At 70.3% G+C, this 17,404-nt stretch carries 11 protein-coding genes; 4 read left to right on the top strand and 7 right to left on the bottom strand.

Features of this window, described 5'->3' with window-relative positions; translation table 11 throughout:
* Window positions 1-4: 4 nt before the first annotated feature.
* The 5 genes from QHF84_RS39540 to QHF84_RS39520 all read right to left on the bottom strand — a co-directional run bounded on the left by QHF84_RS39540 (window position 5) and on the right by QHF84_RS39520 (window position 10,375).
* Complete coding sequence (locus QHF84_RS39540) at window positions 5-3,358, bottom strand: AAA family ATPase (protein WP_281318741.1); 3,354 nt, start codon at window positions 3,356-3,358, stop codon at window positions 5-7.
* A gap of 52 nt (window positions 3,359-3,410) precedes the next feature.
* The gene (locus tag QHF84_RS39535) at window positions 3,411-4,556 is read right to left on the bottom strand and encodes a UDP-N-acetylmuramate dehydrogenase (RefSeq protein ID WP_281318740.1); all 1,146 of its coding nucleotides are present in this window, start codon (window positions 4,554-4,556) and stop codon (window positions 3,411-3,413) included.
* 11 nt (window positions 4,557-4,567) lie between these two features.
* Window positions 4,568-8,362: a hypothetical protein gene (locus QHF84_RS39530; protein ID WP_281318739.1), complete on the bottom strand. Its 3,795-nt coding sequence runs from the start codon at window positions 8,360-8,362 to the stop codon at window positions 4,568-4,570.
* Between the two features lie 65 nt (window positions 8,363-8,427).
* Window positions 8,428-8,742, bottom strand: a complete 315-nt coding sequence (locus QHF84_RS39525; protein ID WP_281318738.1) for a DUF962 domain-containing protein — start codon at window positions 8,740-8,742, stop codon at window positions 8,428-8,430.
* A 16-nt stretch (window positions 8,743-8,758) separates the two neighbouring features.
* The gene (locus tag QHF84_RS39520; RefSeq protein ID WP_281318737.1) at window positions 8,759-10,375 is read right to left on the bottom strand and encodes a hypothetical protein; all 1,617 of its coding nucleotides are present in this window, start codon (window positions 10,373-10,375) and stop codon (window positions 8,759-8,761) included.
* Window positions 10,376-10,515: 140 nt separating this feature from the next.
* Between QHF84_RS39520 and QHF84_RS39515 the strand changes: the two genes are divergently transcribed.
* The 4 genes from QHF84_RS39515 (at window position 10,516) to QHF84_RS39500 (ending at window position 14,295) form a co-directional block, all read left to right on the top strand.
* Window positions 10,516-11,613: a hypothetical protein gene (locus QHF84_RS39515; RefSeq protein ID WP_281318736.1), complete on the top strand. Its 1,098-nt coding sequence runs from the start codon at window positions 10,516-10,518 to the stop codon at window positions 11,611-11,613.
* A gap of 5 nt (window positions 11,614-11,618) precedes the next feature.
* Window positions 11,619-12,218 (top strand): Uma2 family endonuclease, encoded by a 600-nt coding sequence (locus tag QHF84_RS39510; RefSeq protein WP_281318735.1) that lies wholly within the window; start codon window positions 11,619-11,621, stop codon window positions 12,216-12,218.
* Window positions 12,219-12,386: 168 nt separating this feature from the next.
* Entirely contained in the window at window positions 12,387-13,589 is a 1,203-nt protein-coding gene (locus QHF84_RS39505) for a DUF3455 domain-containing protein (RefSeq protein WP_281318734.1), read from the top strand.
* A 28-nt stretch (window positions 13,590-13,617) separates the two neighbouring features.
* Window positions 13,618-14,295, top strand: coding sequence for a hypothetical protein (locus QHF84_RS39500; protein WP_281318733.1), 678 nt, complete (start codon window positions 13,618-13,620; stop codon window positions 14,293-14,295).
* On the opposite strand, the gene QHF84_RS39495 is transcribed toward QHF84_RS39500, so the two are convergent.
* Together QHF84_RS39495 and QHF84_RS39490 are read right to left on the bottom strand one after the other, a co-directional pair.
* Complete coding sequence (locus tag QHF84_RS39495) at window positions 14,247-16,724, bottom strand: serine/threonine-protein kinase (RefSeq protein WP_281318732.1); 2,478 nt, start codon at window positions 16,722-16,724, stop codon at window positions 14,247-14,249. The two genes, QHF84_RS39500 and QHF84_RS39495, sit on opposite strands and share 49 nt — an antisense overlap.
* Window positions 16,725-16,728: 4 nt before the next feature.
* Entirely contained in the window at window positions 16,729-17,370 is a 642-nt protein-coding gene (locus QHF84_RS39490) for a sigma-70 family RNA polymerase sigma factor (protein WP_281318731.1), read from the bottom strand.
* Window positions 17,371-17,404: the final 34 nt, after the last annotated feature.

Here is a 17,404-nt window from a genome sequence, read left to right as displayed (position 1 = left end):
GCGCTCATGAGGGGCGCGCGGAGCGCACGAGCCGCCACGCTTCGTCGAGGATCCGCTTGGTCGGAGCGCGCAGAGGGGCCTGCCTCGCCTCGACGGAGCGCGCGAGCTCCGCAAGCAACGTGATGCCACCTTCCGCCCCGCTCCGCGCATGGTGCAACGCCGACCAGACCTCGGCGCGCGTGACGAGGTCGACGTCACCGACACCCTCCGCGCGCTTTCGCGCGTGCTCCGCGTCTTCCACAGCGCGCGGATCACCGAGCCGAGAGCGGATCTCGGCGCGACGAAGCAACGTGACGGCAGCGTAATAATCTTGCCCGCCGCTCATCGCGATCTCGATGGCCTCGTCGGCGGCCGCCTTGGCAGCCGTCAAATCACCGACCTGCGTGAGCGCGTCCGCGCGTACGGACTGTGAACCCATGAGCAGATCGGCGTTCCCCGCCGATCGGGCTGCGTCGGCCGCGAGCGCAGCAGCAGCGGCCGCGCGCGCAGGGTCGCCCGAGCGCAGATACGTCGTCGCCGTGTTCACGAGGACCTCGCGCTCGAGCGTCGCGAATTTGAACCGCTTCGCGCGCTCGACGATGCTCTCGAAGAGCGGAATCGCCGCGCTGAAATGGCCCCCGTTCGACTGCGCGATCGCGAGGTAGTTGTCCGCGTCGAGCTCGGCCCACGGAGAGCCGAGCTCCCGCGCGGCGGCGCGCACGAGCTCCGTAGCGCGGGAGAGCCGCGCCTGATCACTCGGGTCGACCTCGATGATCAGCTCCAGGCGCATCGCGAGCGCCCGGTACCGAAGCTCCAGCGGGCTCTCCGCCGCGAGCGTGATCGCCTCCTCGGCCAGCACGAGCCCGCGTCGACCTCGCACGAGCCGCGCCGCTGCGAGCCGTGTCTCGATGCGGAGCAAGAGTTCTCCGTGCGCGTCGGCGTCCGCGACGAGTGAGGGGTCGTGATCGGACGGTAGATGCCGGAGCGTCGCGGCGAGCGCGAGCGTGAGCACGCGGGCTTCGAGGCGAACGTCCATGTCCGTGACGCTGTCGAGGTGGATCCTCGCCAGTCGATCTTTCGCCTCGGCCGCGCGCCCCGCGCGGAAGAGCGCGTCGACCCCATGAAGCTCGGCGCGCGCGCGCTCGGCGCCCTTCGTCACCTGCGCGAGTTTTTCGGCGAGCTCCATCGCCCGTTCGAACTCGCCGCCCGCGAGCGCCTTCGCGACGGCCTTGCCATACCAGCGCGCGGCCTCCTCGCGCTCGCCGAGCGACTCGTGACCGGCCGCGAGAAACGCCGCGTTCTCCTCGGCGACATCGCTCCGCCCCACGGCTTCGAGCAGGCTCCGGTGGACACGCCGGAACCACGGCTTCTGCCGCACGTCTTCGAGCGCCGCCTGCCGCACGATCTCCTGGCCGAACCCGTGCTCCTGCCGCTCGCCGCGCACGATCAGCAGACCCGACTCGACGAGCAATTCGAGCGCCTGCTCCACGCTCCTGGCGTTCGTCCCCGCGGCCTCCACCGCCGCGACGAGCTGCTCCACGGGCAAACCCGAGCCGTAGAGAGCGACGCACGCGAGCACGTGTTGCGCGGCCCGCTCGCCGTCCGAGCCCGGATCGAAGAACGAGTCGAGGCGCGCGCGCAAGAGGTCACGCACGCCCGGCACCGAGGCGCGCAGGATCGATTCGTCGCGCGGTCGCCACGCGGCGTCGCGCCACACGAGCGCGCCGGTCTCGTTCCACACGAGCAAGGGCTGCACGAGGAAAAACGGCACGCCGCCCGCGCCTTCGACCACGACACGCTCGATGTCCTTCGCGATCGGCGCGACGTTCTGCACGAGGAAGGAGGCGTCCTTCGACGAGAGCGCGTCGAGCATGACGCGCGTCGTCCCCGTGCCGATGCCCTGCTCGACGCGGGCCACGAAGCGCCGCAGCGCGACGCTCGGGTTCGGCTCGTCCCGCACGGTCACGATCACGAAGAGGCGCCCGCGTCCCTTGCGGATCGCTCGATCCGTCAGCATGCGCAAGAGCCCGTGCGTGTGCTCGTCCGCCCACTGCGCGTCGTCCATGTCGAGCACCGTGGGCTCTTCGAGGCTCGCCTCCACGAGCGCCTCCTCGATCGCCTCGATCGACGCATCCAGCGCGGCGCGCGTCATCGCGGCCTCGACCGAGAGCGCGCGCTCGATCGCGTCGCGCATGCGGCCGAGCCCCTTCACGCCCTCGATCGCGGTGCGGATCGCGCGGAGCGGCGTCCGGCGTTCGACCGAGCAACGCGCGTCGATCACGCGCCCGAAGCCGTACGCCGCGGCCGCCGCGACGATCTCGTCCGCGACGCGCGTCCTTCCCACGCCGAACGATCCCGTCACGAGCGCGACGCGCACGCTGCCCGCGGCCGCCTCCTCCGCGGCGCGCTCGAGCACCTTCACGGCCGCGTCCCGACCGACGAGGCGTGGCCTGTCCGTGAGCTCCTGCGGCGCGTTCTTGTCCTCGCCCACGAGCTTGCGAACGGCGCGATCGATCGGCTGGTGCTCGCGGTGCTCGCCGATCTCCGGATCGGTGCAGCGCCACGGCTTGCCCGGCGCGTGCGGGCCATCCGCGAAGAGCAGCCGCTTGTCGACGAGCGGCAGGTACGGCGAGACGGGCATCCACGTCCCGTCCTCGCGCACCACGTACGCGACGCCTGCCTCGACGCCCGCGGGCACCGCGCCCTTCGTCTTGCGCCAAACGCCACCCCGGAGCGGCGTGCCCATGCGCGCCTCGTACATCGGCGGATCGAGCGACACCACGCACCGGAGCGACAGCGACAGGAGCGCCTCGGTATTTTCGAGAAGCGCCATCAGCTTCTCCAGCGCGTTGTCGCCGGAGCCGCCACGATGGATGAAGTCGTTACGAGCCGAAACGAGCTCGGTCAGCGGGCGCTGCGAGGTGAACGCGAGCATCTGCGCGAGCGCCGGGTCGTAGGGCTTGAGCGCGTTGCCGACGGTGCGCGTGAGCTCGCACCACATCCCGTCCGAAATCCGCGCCGCCCGCGCGAGCGCTTCGGCCAAAGGCCTTGGCGCCGCCGCGCCGCCGAGCTTCGCCACGAGCGCGGCGAGGCCGAGGGAGAAGCCGTACCGAACGATGCCGATCCCGAGCTCGAAGAGGCGCTTGCGCACGCCGGTCGCGTCCCCCTCGGCCCGCGCGATCTCCACGCCGACCGCGAGCGTCGCGACGGGCTCGGGCATCGTCGCGATGGACGCTGCGAGTTCGTCGAGCTTGTCCTCGTCGAGCGGCTTCGGCGGCCGGAGGCTACGGAAGGTGCGTCGATCCGCGTGCTCCTCGTCGGCGGAGACCTCGTCGCGCGCCTCGTCCGGAGCCTTGCCTTCGTCCAGGGTTTCGACCACGGCGACAGCGTAGCGCGTAGCCGCATTCGCGGCGGCAGAACACGCCGTAAAATCAGGTCGTTGGGTGCCCCACGAGGTCTTCGACCTCTTCAGGCCGGAAGCCGAGCATCACGGGCTCGGGAACGAGCCGCACGCCGAAACGCGCGAGCACGCCGTCGCGGATGCGCCGCGCGAAGCGGAGGATGTCCTCGGCGGTCGCGCCGCCGCGGTTGACGATCGCGAGGGCGTGGCGCGTGGACAGACCGACCGGGCCGTCAACCGTGCCCTTCTTGAATCCGGCACGCTCGATGAGCCACGCAGCGGGGAGTTTTACGCGACCCGGGCCCGCGGCGAACTGCGGAAGGTTCTCGCCGGGCTCGAGCACGTTCGCGGCCTCGATGCGCGCGCGGGCTTCGGCGAAGGCCTCCTCGTCGAGCGTCGGGTTCACGAAAAACGAACCGGCGCTGCGCGCGTTCTCGTCGCCCGCCTCGACGAGCATCGACTTGCGACGACGCAACTCCAGCACGGCCTTGCGTACCTCGGCGAGCGAGGGCGAAGGCCCGGCGCCGGTGTCGCGCAAATACCGATCGAGCTCGGCGTACCGCACGGCCGCCGAGCCGCCGCGCTGAAGGGAAAACGTCACGCCGACGATCACGAACCTGCCGCTCGCCCGGCGCTTGAACACGCTGTCGCGATAGCCGAAGCGGCAGCCGAGCCGATCGATGCCCACGGTCGCGCCGCTGCGCCGATCGATCCCGTAGACGAACGTGATCACGTCGCCCGCTTCCTGACCGTACGCGCCGATGTTCTGGATCGGCGCCGCGCCCACGTCGCCCGGGATGCCCGAGAGGCATTCGAGCCCGGCCCAGCCTTGCTCGACGGTCATCGCGACGAGCGCGTCCCACGGCTCGCCCGCGCCTGCGCTCAGCGTGACGCGATCACCTTCGATCGCGTGGTTGTAGCCGGAGACCGCGACCCGCAAAACGAGCCCGTCGACGCCGCGATCCGCGACGAGCACGTTCGAGCCGCCGCCGAGCACGGTGACGTCGAGGCGCTGGCGGCGCGCCCAGGCGAGCGTCTCGTGCACGGCCTCCTCGGTGCGCGCCTCGACGTAACGCGCGGCCGGTCCGCCGACGCCGAGCGTGGTCCGAGGCGCGAGCGGCACGTCGAAGAGCATGCCCACCGGTGCACGCACCGACTCGGGCGGCTGGGGACGCATGGTACGCAAGCTCAGGGCGCCACCTTCACGCGCGTGCCGGCCATGAACCCGTCGTCCACGGCGCGCACGCGCTCGACGAAGCCTTCGTAATCGTTCGCCGACACCGTGCCCGTCGGCAGATCGAGCAAGAACGACTCCTCGATCACGCCCTCCTTGTACGTGCCCTCGCGGGACGCGGAGAAGCCGTCGTGCGCGACCTTCACGGACGCGGGCGCGCGCGCGATCGTCGCGCCCTTGGGCAACTCGATGCGGCGACGCACGCGGTACTGGAGCGGCCTGTCGATCGTGAGAGCACTCTCGCGGCCCGCGCGCGACGCGTAGAACGAGGCGAGCGTGCTCGAAAAACCTCGCGCGAGGTGCATCGGTTCGAGGCCCGGGAGCAGCCACGTCTTGCCGTCGCGGGTCTCGGGCTGCGAGTAGCCGAAGATCGCGATCTTCGCGCGCACCGAGACCTCCCACGATCCCTCGCTCGATCCGAGCTCGACGTCCTCGACGTCGGCCCACGGCACCCACGTGAGCACCACGTTGCGCAGCATCTCGCGCCGATCCGTGCCCACGACCGTATCGAGCGAGTCCGCGAGCGACTGCGCCTCACGCCCGTGCAGCGCGATCGAGAACGTGCCACGCGCGACGCCCGACGGATCGAGCGCGAGCCGGATCTCGATCTCGTCGCCCTTCTCGCTCGCGTCGCCCTGCACCGTGACGAGGCTGCCGTCGGGCAGGATCGCGTTCCTGCCGCGAAGCTCCGGGCTCACGCGGCCCGGAGGCAAGGGCGGGCCATCGACGTCCGCGTCGATCCAGAGCTCCCCCTCGGGCAAACGCGCGACGACGAGCGGATACCGGAAACGACCCACGTGCGGCGGGAAATCCGCCGCGCCGCTGAACGGCTCGGTCTCGGCGATCGCGAGGCGCGCGTCCACGCCGAGCTCGCGCAGCGCGCGCCACACGACGAGCGCGCGGCTGCCCTGACCGAGCTCGAGCACCGTGCGCGCCGTCGTCTGCTGCGGGCCCGTGCCGTACATCGCCGACACGTCCGAGAGCTCGCCGCCGCCGGGCACCTTCACGCGTTTGCCCACGGCCGTGACCACGCGCTCGACGAGCGCGCGCGACGGCGCCGTGACGGTTCCGGCGGCTTCACGGGCGAACCGCGCGACGTACGGATCCTTGTCTTCGAGCGCGCGGACGTGATCGTCGAGCAAGCGCCCGAGGTTCGCCCAGGTCTGCGTGCCGAAGCTGATCGTCACCGACTGTTCGAGCCGCGGAACGCCGTCCTCGATGCGACGCGGCTCCTTGTTCTCGATGCGCCAGACGCGGATCTCGTCGCCCTTGTCCGTGCGCACCTGGGGCTTGCCGAGCAAGGGATGCGACCAGAGGCCGAGCGCGAGCGAGGCCGGGCGGCGCAGCTCGATCTCGGCCTCGCGCACGCCGGTGCGGGCCGGCAGGAGGTCGGGCCCGTCCACCACGATCTGCCCGCCCGCGTCCGGCACCACGAACCCTTCGAGGATCTGCTCGACGTAGTCGCCCTTTTCGAGCTCCGAAAGATCGCTGTGGCTCTGCGCGGCCATCGCGACCTGATCGGGCTCGACCACGCGGCCGTCGCGCTTGTGGATCCGGCGCCGGAGCAAGCGCTGCGCGGCGTTCGCCTCGATCGCGGGGCCGTACGAGACCGCGCCCTCCGCGACGTCCGTCGTGCCCGACACGCGCCGCAGATCGTAGACGAGGTACCGGAGCACGCCGCCCGCATCCACGGCGTATCGCTCGACGTGCCGCAGCACCGCGGTGCCCGCGCCCGGCATCACGTTCGCCGCGCGATCCGCCGAAACGAGGCGCGCGCCTTCGGCCTCCAGGTCACGCGCTTGATCCGGTTCGAGCGCGAGGATCCGGCGCAGGATCGGGATCGCGTACGGAGCGTCGGTCGCCACGCGTTGATCCCGTTCGAGGCGCGGACGCACGAGGTCGGAGCGATTCTTCCCGGCGGCGAAGCCGAGCGCGTCGAGCAAACGCCTCCGCGCCGGCGGCGTCGCATCGTAGGCCGCGATCGCCGCGTCGAGATCTCCCGCGAGCACGTGAAGCCCGACCTCCGAATCGCGGAACGCATCCGGCGCCGAGCGCAGGCGCCGCACACGACCGAGCTCCTCCAGCGCGGCTCGCGTGTCCCCGCGCTGCTGATGCGCGTACATGCACGCGAGATCCGCGCGGCTCGTCCCTCCCGTACACGCGGCCTTCACCGCATCCGCGCCGACCCGCCCGTGCAGATACGTATCGATCCGCGCGAGCAGCGGCGATCCCGGCACGGCCGTCTCCAGCGCGCGATACGTCTCCTCCGCGACGTCGAGCATCTGCCCACGCTTCGCCGCCGCCGCCACGTACGTGAGCGTCATCGGATCCGTCACGGCCTTCTCGGCGGCGGGTTTGTCCGCGGCTTGCCCCGGCGCCGGCGGATGCACGCCGAGCTCGCCGAGCGCGTCCGCGAGCCCCTCGACCACGCGCCTCCGCTCCGTCAGCGCCGCGCGCGTCACGAGCGCCTCCCAGGCCTTCGGCCACCCCGCGAGCGTCTTCTCCGTGTAGGCGCGCAGCCGCTCGATCTGCTTCGAATCCGGCAGATCGTCGGCCTTCGCCGTCGCGCGCGCGGCCAGCAAAAACAGGCGCGGGCTGCTCGTCCCCGGCAAACCTCGGTCTTCGAGGAGATGCTCGGCCTCGCGCGCCTCGCCGAGCCCGAGCAGCGCGGCCGTCGTGAGCGCGAGCGTCGTCCCGCCGGGCCTCCCCCACGTGACCTCGATCGGCGTCGCGGCTCCGGTCTTGCTCACCGTCGCGACGTCCCCCGCGCTCGGCGCGCGCAGCGGCAAGGGCAGGCCATCGTCGCCCCACACGTCGAGCTCGATCTGCTCCCCGTCGCTCATCTGACCGACCCGCACGACCACACGCGCGCGCCCCGCCGGCAGGTCGATCCGCCCGAGCCGCGTCACGGCCCCGTCGCCGGCCTCGAAGCCGCGACGAAGCACGCGTGTCCCCGCGACGTCCACGACCGCCGCCGACGTCGACGAGAGCGACAAAAACACCTTCTGCGCGCGCGGGTTCTCGATATCGACCACGAGCGCACGCACGCCCGGCAGCGAGAACGTCGCGTTCACGTCGAGCCCGCACGCGTCCGCGCGCACCACGTGCGGCGTCACCTCGGCGAAGAACGGCCGCGCGCCCGGGTACGTCGCGCCAAACGCGCCCGTCGGCGCGACCTGCGAGGGCTCGGCGAGGCCACGCAACGCGGCGAAGTCGAGCGGCGCGATGAGGGCCGCTTCCCGCGCGCATCCGCGCCGCTCGCCCCACACCATCGCGGCCTGCTCTTGCCCCACGTACATCGCGAGCTCGTGCAGCGCCGTCGCCAGCATCCCGCGCATCACCGGGAGCGCACCCGGTTCGTCGCCTCGCGCGAGCCGCTCCCCGGCCTCGGTCCACGCCGCGCGTAGCCCGTCCACGACCGCGGGGATCCCGTCCCGCGAGCGATACGCGACGGCCTGTTCTCCGGGCAACCCGAGCGCATCGACCTCCCGGAACACGAGCGCGTCGAGCGACGCGACGACCGTGGCGAGCGCCTCGGGATCACCCGCGTTCGCGATGGCCCGATGGATCGCGTCGAGATACTCCGACGACGCGAGCGGGTTGATCGCCTCGGCGTCGAGCGCCTCGACGAACGACTCCGCGAGTTTGGCGGACAGCGGCGTCTGCGGCACGACGGGCGTCGAACCAACACAAGCGGCGACGAGGAGCGCCGCGGAGACGAGCCCGAGGCGGGCGGAGGAAAGGCGCATCGGCGGGCTCCATGCTGCCTCATCCACGCGCGCTTGGCACGCGCGGCGAGGTCACGCGCAGGCTGCTAGGCGGCCGGCGATTCTTCGTACACGCGAAGGCCGTACTTCTCCATGCACCAGAGAAGTCCGATGACCAGGCTCCGCTTGTCGTCCACGAACGAAGGTTTTTTCCCTTCGAACGCGTGCCCCACGAACTGGAAACCCCAGCCCACGGTGAACATCGCCCCCGCGAGCGGCAGGCCGACGAGCGTCGCGCCCACGGGGAAGCTCATCGCGATGAGGGGGATGCCGATCTTGTGGCAAGCCTGGTTGCGCGGATCGCGGTGATCGTCCTGGTATTTGTGGAGGAGTCGGGTCCACTCGGCGTTCAGGGAAATCATGGTCGGGGCGCGGAGACTACCACGAGCGCCCCGGGCGCTGCCCCCTCCGCGAGCCCGGGCCGAAGATCCGCGAGGGCGGCCCCGAAGGCGGCTCCGCGCCCGCGAGCAGCAGCGTCGCCTCCTCGCTCACCGCCGCGCCGTCGGACGCCTCGCCGCTCGTCGTGAGCGCATCCCCGAGCCGCCAGAGCGAGTCCGCGAGCTGGTAACGCACCTCCGCGTTCTTCCCGCTCGCAGCGTAGAGCTTCCGATCGATCGCCACCGCCTCGCGATACGCCGCCACCGCGCCGATGACGTCGCTCGCGTGCACACACGCGTCCGCGAGCCGCTTCAGCGAATACGACACCTCGCCGAGCGCCTCCGGCCCTTCGCCCATCGTCGAGAGGACCCGACGCCGCAGCAAGAGACACTCCGAGAACGCCACGGTCGCGTCTGCCGGCTTGTTCGCGGCGAGCCGCGCGTCGCCGATCCGCTCGAGCGCATCCGAGAGCTCGAGCAGCGCATCCTGCCCCTCGTCGCCTTGCCGCATCGCGCGGATCGCCCCGAGCGCGAGCTCCTCGAAGCGCGACGCCGCCACGTGCTCGCGCCGCTCCCGCGCGATCCGCGCCGCCAGGCAATACCAGGCCGGCGGCACCTGCCCTGGCATCCGCGCGCCGTACATCGCGATCGCCTTTTGCGCGTGCACCGCCGCGCGCGACAGATCCTCGTTCTCCGTCGCGATCTCCGCGAGCACCGCGAAGACACGCGCCTCGTCGAGCGCATCACCTCGAACGCGGAGCAGCGTCGCCGCCTCGTCGGCCGCGTCCTTCGCGTCCTGCAGCCGACCTTGCCGCAAGAACCCTTCGGCCGCGTCGACGAGCGCATGCGCGCGGATCACCTCGGGTCGCGGCGGCGGAGGCGGCGGCGTCGGCCGCGAGCCCATCGAGGCGGGCGCGAACGGCGCTGCCGGGGGCGTCGACGCGCGCGCCGAGTTCTCCGCTTGCCAGGCCTTGAGCCGCTCCGGGTTCTGCGAGATCGCCACGAGGTCGTCCGGATCGACCGACGCGGCGCGCATCGAGCTCGTCGACGGTCGCGACCCGCGCACCGGCGGCGGCGTGCTCGAACGAACCGGGCCTGCATTGCGCGGCGTGATCAGGAACGACAGCGCCTTCACCTGCCAGAGATCCGGCGCGGCCTTCGACACGGGGTCGACGACGCCCGGCGGCGCGGCGAGCACGATGCCTCCGAGCAGGACGCCGCGCAGCTCCTCGAAGAGCGCTTCGATCTCGATCACGGTCTGCTCCCAGGCGCGCGTCCACGGTGTCTCGGGCGCGCCGGGCGCCTCGGCGTGCAGCGCCTCGATCCACACGAGCGACGCGTTCGCGAGGCTGCGATCTTCGAGCAGACGCGTGGGCAGGCCGAGCAGCTCTTCGGGTGTGCTCGGCACGAGCGTCACCATCACGTGATTCTCGGCCGTCACGTGCCGCTCGACCCGCTGCCGCAGGGTGCGTATCTCCACCGGCACGGGGGAGAACACGAAGCCGACCCAGAATCCGATCACGTTGTCGAGGCGGTCGCGGAGGAAGTCCCACGCCACTTCGCCGCGGATCGCCGGTGCTTTCGGCGCCGGTTGTTCTCCCTGTCCCCAGGCTGTCATCGGTTCGTGATGCGCGCGAGCCGCCCTCGAGCGGCCTCCGGCTCCCAGCAAAACCTTATCACCATCGGGGCGACATCGCCCTGTCACGCGCACGAACCTTTACGCCCTCGCCCACCATGCCCTACCCTACCCCCACCTTCATGCTGCGCCGAGTCACTCGATTTCTTCGTTCCGTCCCGCACGCGGGGCTCGCGGTCGTCCTCCTCGCCTCTGCGTGCGGCGGTCAGCAAACGCAGACCAAGCCGAAGCAGGCAACGAATACGAAAACCGAGGCCACGGAGCCCGAGGACGACGGCCCCGCGCTCGGCCCCCTGACGCTCACCCTCCCCGACGCGCCGGCGTCGGCGTGGGTGGGACAGCGCGGCAACTACGTCGATACGCTGAGCGGCATCTGGGGCCTCGACAAGCTCGTGATCGCCGTCGGCGGCAGCGGCACGATCCTGCGCAGCGAGGACGCCGGCATCAACTGGACGCGTCAGGCCTCGCCGAAGGACGCGTGGCTGCGTTGCGTCTGGGGCAGCGGACCGGACGACATCTACGTCGTGGGCGGCAATGCGATCATGCACTCGACGGACGGCGGCATCACGTGGTCGCCGCAAAAGGTCCCGATCACGGGCACCTTTTTCATGGCGGTCTGGGGGAGCGGCCGCGATGACGTCTACGTCGTGGGCGGCGATGGAAACATCCTGAACACGACGGACGGCGGAAAGACGTGGACGAAGGACAACAGCGGCGTGGTCGGCACGCTCTACGACGTATGGGGCTCGGGCGCGGACGACATTTACGTCGTGGGCCAGGCGAGCAAGGACGGCGCGCCGATCGTGCTGCAATCGAAGATCGGCGGGCACCTCTGGGCGAAGCTGCCGGTGGACTCGCTCGACTCGCCGCTCAGGCAGATCGACGGGGCGAGCGTCGATTACCTGTACGCGGTGAGCGCGAAGGGCACGGTGTACGAATCGAACGACCGCGCGGCGAGCTGGAAATCGATCGGGAGCTTCGACGGCGACGAGCTCCTCGGCATTCGCGTGGTGGGCAGGGGTGACCTCTACGTGGTCGGCCGCAACCAGCAGTTCCAGCACACGACGGACGGCGGCAAGACCTGGAAAGACGAGCTCAACTGGCCCCACGGCGCCGCGGGGATTCAGGGCATCTGGGGCAAGGGCCCCACGGAGCTGTTCCTCGTCGGCGAGGGGACGCTCGAAGCCGGGCAGAAGGGGAGCCTCGTGCGGCGGAGGTGACGGCGATGGCGGACGCGCGTGCTACCCTTGGCAGCATCATGGGCACGGCCGAGCGTGTTGTCCCGAACCAGCGCATGACCTTCGAAGAGGCGGCCCGTCTCGATCCTGACGAGCAGGCGGGCGAGATCGTCGATGGGGAGTGGGTTCCGATGACCAGGGGCACGTGGCGACACGGAGAGCTCGTTCTCTCGATCGGCTTCTTGCTGAGGCTTTATGTACGCGAGCAGCCTGGCTGGAGCGTGTCCGTTGCCGATCCGGGGGTGAAGCTCGCGCGAAACCCTGATCGCCTACGCGGCCCCGACGTCGCCATGGTGCGAAAAGAGCGGGTGCCCACGGGCAAAGGCGTGGACGGCTGGCTCGAAGGGGCGCCGGACATCGCCGTGGAAGTGGTCAGCGACAGCCAATCCATTTCGGAAATGACCAAGAAGGCGCTCGAATACATCGCCGGCGGGTCACAAATGGTTTGGCTCGTCGATCCGGAGCCCCGCCGCATCGTGCTCTTCACGCCCCCCAATCAAGTGAAGATCCTCGGCCCCGACGACACGCTCGACGGCGGCGACGTGCTGCCTGGCTTCTCCTGCCAGGTCGCGGACATGTTCACGTGAGCTAGCGCACCGTATCTGGCCTCATCTTTTTTTCGTTCACATCCCGGAACCTCCGCAACCACCGGTCGAAAGGCAGGACGAAGCGGCCCTCGTGCCGCGCTTCGCCTGCGCTCCCCGACCTTTTCTGTGGCCACGCCGACGACGGCGTGCCGGACGGAGGATTCCATCATGCGCACCACGACTTCGCTCTCGCTCTTCGCCCTCCCGCTCGCGCTCGGCGCCTGCGTCGACCAGGGCGCCTTGCCCGGCGATCTCGAAGGCGACGACCTCGCCGAGGAGACCGCCACCATTCGGATCACGGTCCTCGATCACGACGACAATGGCGAGCAGACCGAGAAGGTCGTCGACATGGACGCGCGTGAATTCGCGGCCCTCACGGCGAAGCGCCGCGGCGCGCCCGCGGGATCCGCTCCCGTGGCGGAGGGCGAAGGCGACGTGGGCACGTCCGCGCAGGCGCTCACGGTGCAGAGCAATGCGGCGAATTGCACGTCGAAGGGGCTCCTCATCTACTCGCAACCGAACCGCGGCGGTGAGGTCCTCTGCTTGATGACCGTGGGTCACGAAGCCGCGGGCACCACCGGCTTCTCGCTCCCGGCCGATTGGCGCCGCGAGAACGGCGGTAAGTATCCGATGAGTTACTGGTCCGGCGACGACGCCGGCCGGTTCGCGGCGTATTTCTCGGAGATCGCGTTCGGCCCCTGGATGGTCGTGAATTACGCGCCTTATCCGGCCACCGACGCCGTGTACGTGTACATGCAGCGCTTGCTCGGCGCGCCGGCGACGGATCCGTCGATCGCCGTCCCCTCGAATCATCCTCTCGTCCACAAGATGGCCGCGAAGGGGCACCAGATCTACGTCTGCGACGGCTCGCAATGGGTCCTCTCGGCGCCCTCGGCCGTGCTGCTCGACCCGCACACGCCCTTCGACGTCCTCGGCCACCATTATGCCGGTCCGCAATGGCGCGGCACGGACGGCAGCACCATCCGCGGCCGGAAGGTCTCCGAGGTCCCGTCGCCCGATCCGAATGCGATCCCCTGGCTCAAGATCGAGGTCATCGAGCGCTCGGGCAGCGGCGTCTTCTCGCCGATCGCCTTCATCCAGCGCGTGAACACGACCTCCGGCAAGGCGCCGTCCTCGACGTGCAGCGCGGCGAACCGCAATCAGCTCGTCTGGGTCGACTACACGGCCGACTACTACTTCTACGCCTCCCCGACGGCGCCCGCGGGCTGGGCCTGCTCGCCCTCGTACTACAACGGAAATGATGGCTGCGACTGCAACTGCGGCATGCCGGATCCGGACTGCGTCAAGGAGAATCAGACGCTTTATGGTTGCGGCGGGCAGTGCACCATCTCCGGGACTTGTGTACCTTGATTCCCTCGCGGAAAGGACGGTGAATGCCATGATCATGCACATCGAGGATGGCAAATACTCTCTCCACCACGGCGACAAGGTGGAGGTCGGACGCGTCGTGGTCACGGGCGGCGTCGAGCACTGGTATCTCTACACGACCCGGTCCACCACGCACGGCGTCTACACGGCGCCGAGCGGGCGACGCGAGTATCGCGGCAGGTTCCCCATCTCGAGGACGAGCGTGCTCGAATTCGAGTACGATGGCACATTCAGCCTCGCAGGTTTCGATCCGACGGTCTATGCGAGGAGCATTCCGACGACCGCGAACCATCTCTACATCAAGGCGACGTGCGCCGATCTCGGCGAGGTCACGCCGATTGCGCGCCCCTCCTCCAGGCGCCTCGGCGAGGGGCCCTCCGATGCGGGGCAAATCGACTGGGGTGTTTGGAGGATCTTGCAGAAGGGGCTCCACGTCGGATATGTCGACGTGGCCCCCTATCGAGAAGCCGATGCCACGAGCGATCGCGCGCGCGAGACCTGGATGCTCTTCACGTCGGAATCGAGCGGGTATGGCAAGTACACGCCCCCCAGCGCCTCCGGCGGATCGTACGAGATCGAATACGACCGCGAGTACACGCCGACACGGCCCGGGGCCACCAGCATCCCGAGAGATTTGGCCTACCGCACGATCCTCGCCGATTGCAACATCCCCACGCTCGACCCCTGAACGAGCCGCGCGAGCGCCTCCTCGATCGAAAGCACGTCGAGCCGGCAGGACACATGCTCCGCCGGCACCACGCTCGCCATCTCGGAAAGCGCCGCCTCCTCCACCTCCACGGAAACCCCGCCCTCCGCGAGCAACGCGAGCACCTGAATCCCCACGCTCGGCACGGGACAGGTGCGCGCCTTCGAGAGGATCGCCTCGACGTTGTCCTCCGACAAACGCTCGCCCGCCGCGACGAGCAAGGCCCCCGCGAGCAATCTCCCGAGCGGATGCCCCGTCCCCGAAAAACACCGAAATGCCCGCCCGGCGAGCGCCCGCGTGGCCTCGGGATCCCCCTTCCGATACGCCACCGCCGCCTCCGCGACCGCCACGAGCCCCTCGACGTGCAGGCTCCCGAGCCGCGACGCAGCCTCGACGAGCTCCTCGTCCGGCCCCTCGCCGTCCGTCTTCCCCGCGCGATACTCGATGCAACGACGCAGCCATTCGGCCCTCGCCTCGAAGAGCGGCAATCGAAACCTCCGCGCGACCTCCATCGCCGCCGCCGCGCCCGCGGCCGCCCGCTCCAGCCGAAACGCCTCCATCCACGCCGACGCCGCATCGAGCCGCGCCGCGATTTCCATCGATCGAAACGGCGCTCCGTCCGCCGCCTCCTCTTCGAGCCGCGCAGCCTCCTCGAATCGATTCTGGCAATACCTGAGCCTGCCGAGCCACGCCGCGTGCGCCGCCCGCGCCGCCCGAGCCCCGCTCGCAGAAGCCCAGACCCGCGCCTCTTCGATCACGGCCTCCTCGCGCGCGAGCGACACGCGCCGCGCCGAAAGCACCCGCACCCCGTAACGCAATCGTTCGAGGCGTGGATCCGAAAACGAAGGCAAACCCTCCGCCAGCTCGGCCGCGCGCTCGGTCCACGCATTCACCGCGAGCGCCACGCGAACGAGCCGCTCGAGCGCGCGCCTGCGCTCCGTCCCCGGCCCCGGCCGGCATAGCTCGTACAGCGCCCGATCGAGCCCTTGCGGCGAACCCTCGGTGAGCGCGATCTCGACCCATTGCGAGAGCAATCGATCGAAGGCGTCCACAGGCACCTCCGAAAGGCCCCGCAATGCCCGCAATCCCTCTTCGAGATGGAGAATGGCCCGCGCGAGCCGTCCTTCCGCCGCGAGCGCCGCCGCCGAGCCCATCGCCTCCTCCGCAATGGCGAGCGCCGACGGCGCCCCCTCGGCCGCGAGCATACCTGCGAGCCGCACCGGTGCTTCGAGCGCGTCGATCGCCTCGCGATTCATCGCGAGCATTTCCCCATCCCAGCGGCAGAGCCCCGCGCCCGTCCAGCCCTCGATCTCTTGCTCGATTCGAGCCGGATCGCCGCCCGTGCGCGAAAACAAAAGCCGCGCCGCGTCCTCGCGCAGGTGCAGCAGCCGATCCGGTCCCGCGAAGAGCGCCCGCAGGCTCACCTCGTCGATGGGTTTGTCGGCGGCGATGATTGCGTGTACGGTCGACGGCGCCCGCGAAACGCCCCCTCCCCGAAACACCGCGGCGACCTCGGCGGCCGAGCGCGGGCGCTCGTCGGGGTTTGTCGCGAGCAGCCGATCCACGATGGCCGCCACATGCGCGGGCACATCTTCCACGAGCGAAGCGAGCGCGGGCGGCCGCTCCGTGAGCTTTCCGCGCAAGAGCTCCGCGAGATCCTCCGATGCGTGCGGAAATCGGCCCGTGAGCGCATGAAACGCCATCACGCCGACGGCATAGAGATCCGTTCGCGCGGAGAGCGGGCGCTCGGAGATCTGCTCCGGCGCGAGATACGCCGCCGTGCCCACGACCATCCCCACGCCCGTGATCCGCTCGGCTGTCGCCGCGCTCAGGCACGAGAGCCCGAAATCGAGGATCGTCGGCCGCCCCGCGCCGTCGACGAGCACATTGCCCGGCTTGAGATCCCGATGCAAAAGCCCCACGGCGTGCACCCGCGCGAGCGCCTCGCAGAGCTTTCCGAGCGGCCCTTCGAGCGCAGACCACGCGCACGGCACGGCCACGCCCGGAAAAGGCGTGCCTTCCGCGCGTTCCATCACGACGAACGGATGTTCGTCCTCGATTCCCTCGTCGATGAGCCGCACGATCCCAGGGAGCCGGAGGAGCCGGAGCGACGCGACCTCCCGGCAAGCACGCGCGGCGAGCTCCCCCGTCCCGGGCCGCAGGATCTTCAAAGCTACCCGCTCGCCCGACAGGCGATCATGCGCGTCCCACACCTCGCCATAACCGCCGCGCCCGAGGCGCCCATCGAGCCGATATCGACCCGCGATCCACGCTCCTTCCCGCGCGAATTGTGGCAATGGCAGAACACCGCTCACGTGCGCGGCGGCCCGCAGAAATGCGTCCGATTCGCCGACGTCGTCGAGCCCTTCGAGATCGAGCGTATCGAGCGATTCGCCCGGCGCGGCCTTCATACGATCACCGGTCGTCGTCGTCCTCGGGGATCAACCCCTCGCGGCGCGCCCGCTCGCGGAGGCCGTCCTTGACGAGCTGAAATCGCTTCCGGAGCCGCGCGGCTTCACGCTTGAGCATCTCGCCTTCGAGCGGCGCCTCGTCCTCACCGCGCAGGACCTCGGCGAGCTCGAGCCACGAGAGCTGCCGATCCACGCGCAGCACGAGCAGCTCCTGGTCCTCCTCGGGCAATTCGGCGCGAAGCTCGGCGATGCGGTTCTTCACCTCGGAGCGCAGCATCGGCGCGGTCGCGCTGCGAATCGCGGCGGCGACGTGCGACACCACGGATCCGCCGTCGATCGGCGCCTCGCGCTTGCGCCGCCGATGCGCCTCGCGGCGATGGTAGAGCGACGTTCGTCGCGCCACGGCATATACGAACGTGCGAAGCGACGACATCCAGGCGAAGCCCGGCAGGCTCTTCCAGAGCGCCTCGGCGAACTGCGCGAATACGTCGTCCGCCTCGTCGCGATCGAGGTGCCGCGCCCCGAGGAACGTGTAGACCTCGGAGCCGTACCCCTTCAGCGCGAGGGTCGCGGCCCCCTCGAAGTCCCCGCGATCGCAGAGGATCTTCGCCTCGAACTCCACGTCGTCGCGTTTCCGTGCCTCCATGGACACCCAAGGATACACGCTTTGCGCGAGCGCG

Source organism: Polyangium sp. y55x31 (genome assembly GCF_029946505.1).
GTDB lineage: Bacteria > Myxococcota_A > Polyangia > Polyangiales > Polyangiaceae > Polyangium.
This window is presented reverse-complemented; position numbering and strand designations above follow the sequence as displayed.

Excerpts from the sequence above, each read along its gene's own strand:
- QHF84_RS39535 (WP_281318740.1), bottom strand. The coding sequence starts at position 4,556 with ATGCGTCCCCAGCCGCCCGAGTCGGTGCGTGCACCGGTGGGCATGCTC.
- QHF84_RS39530 (WP_281318739.1), bottom strand. The coding sequence starts at position 8,362 with ATGCGCCTTTCCTCCGCCCGCCTCGGGCTCGTCTCCGCGGCGCTCCTC.
- QHF84_RS39525 (WP_281318738.1), bottom strand. The coding sequence starts at position 8,742 with ATGATTTCCCTGAACGCCGAGTGGACCCGACTCCTCCACAAATACCAG.
- QHF84_RS39520 (WP_281318737.1), bottom strand. The coding sequence starts at position 10,375 with ATGACAGCCTGGGGACAGGGAGAACAACCGGCGCCGAAAGCACCGGCG.
- QHF84_RS39515 (WP_281318736.1), top strand. The coding sequence starts at position 10,516 with ATGCTGCGCCGAGTCACTCGATTTCTTCGTTCCGTCCCGCACGCGGGG.
- QHF84_RS39510 (WP_281318735.1), top strand. The coding sequence starts at position 11,619 with ATGGCGGACGCGCGTGCTACCCTTGGCAGCATCATGGGCACGGCCGAG.
- QHF84_RS39505 (WP_281318734.1), top strand. The coding sequence starts at position 12,387 with ATGCGCACCACGACTTCGCTCTCGCTCTTCGCCCTCCCGCTCGCGCTC.
- QHF84_RS39500 (WP_281318733.1), top strand. The coding sequence starts at position 13,618 with ATGATCATGCACATCGAGGATGGCAAATACTCTCTCCACCACGGCGAC.
- QHF84_RS39495 (WP_281318732.1), bottom strand. The coding sequence starts at position 16,724 with ATGAAGGCCGCGCCGGGCGAATCGCTCGATACGCTCGATCTCGAAGGG.
- QHF84_RS39490 (WP_281318731.1), bottom strand. The coding sequence starts at position 17,370 with ATGGAGGCACGGAAACGCGACGACGTGGAGTTCGAGGCGAAGATCCTC.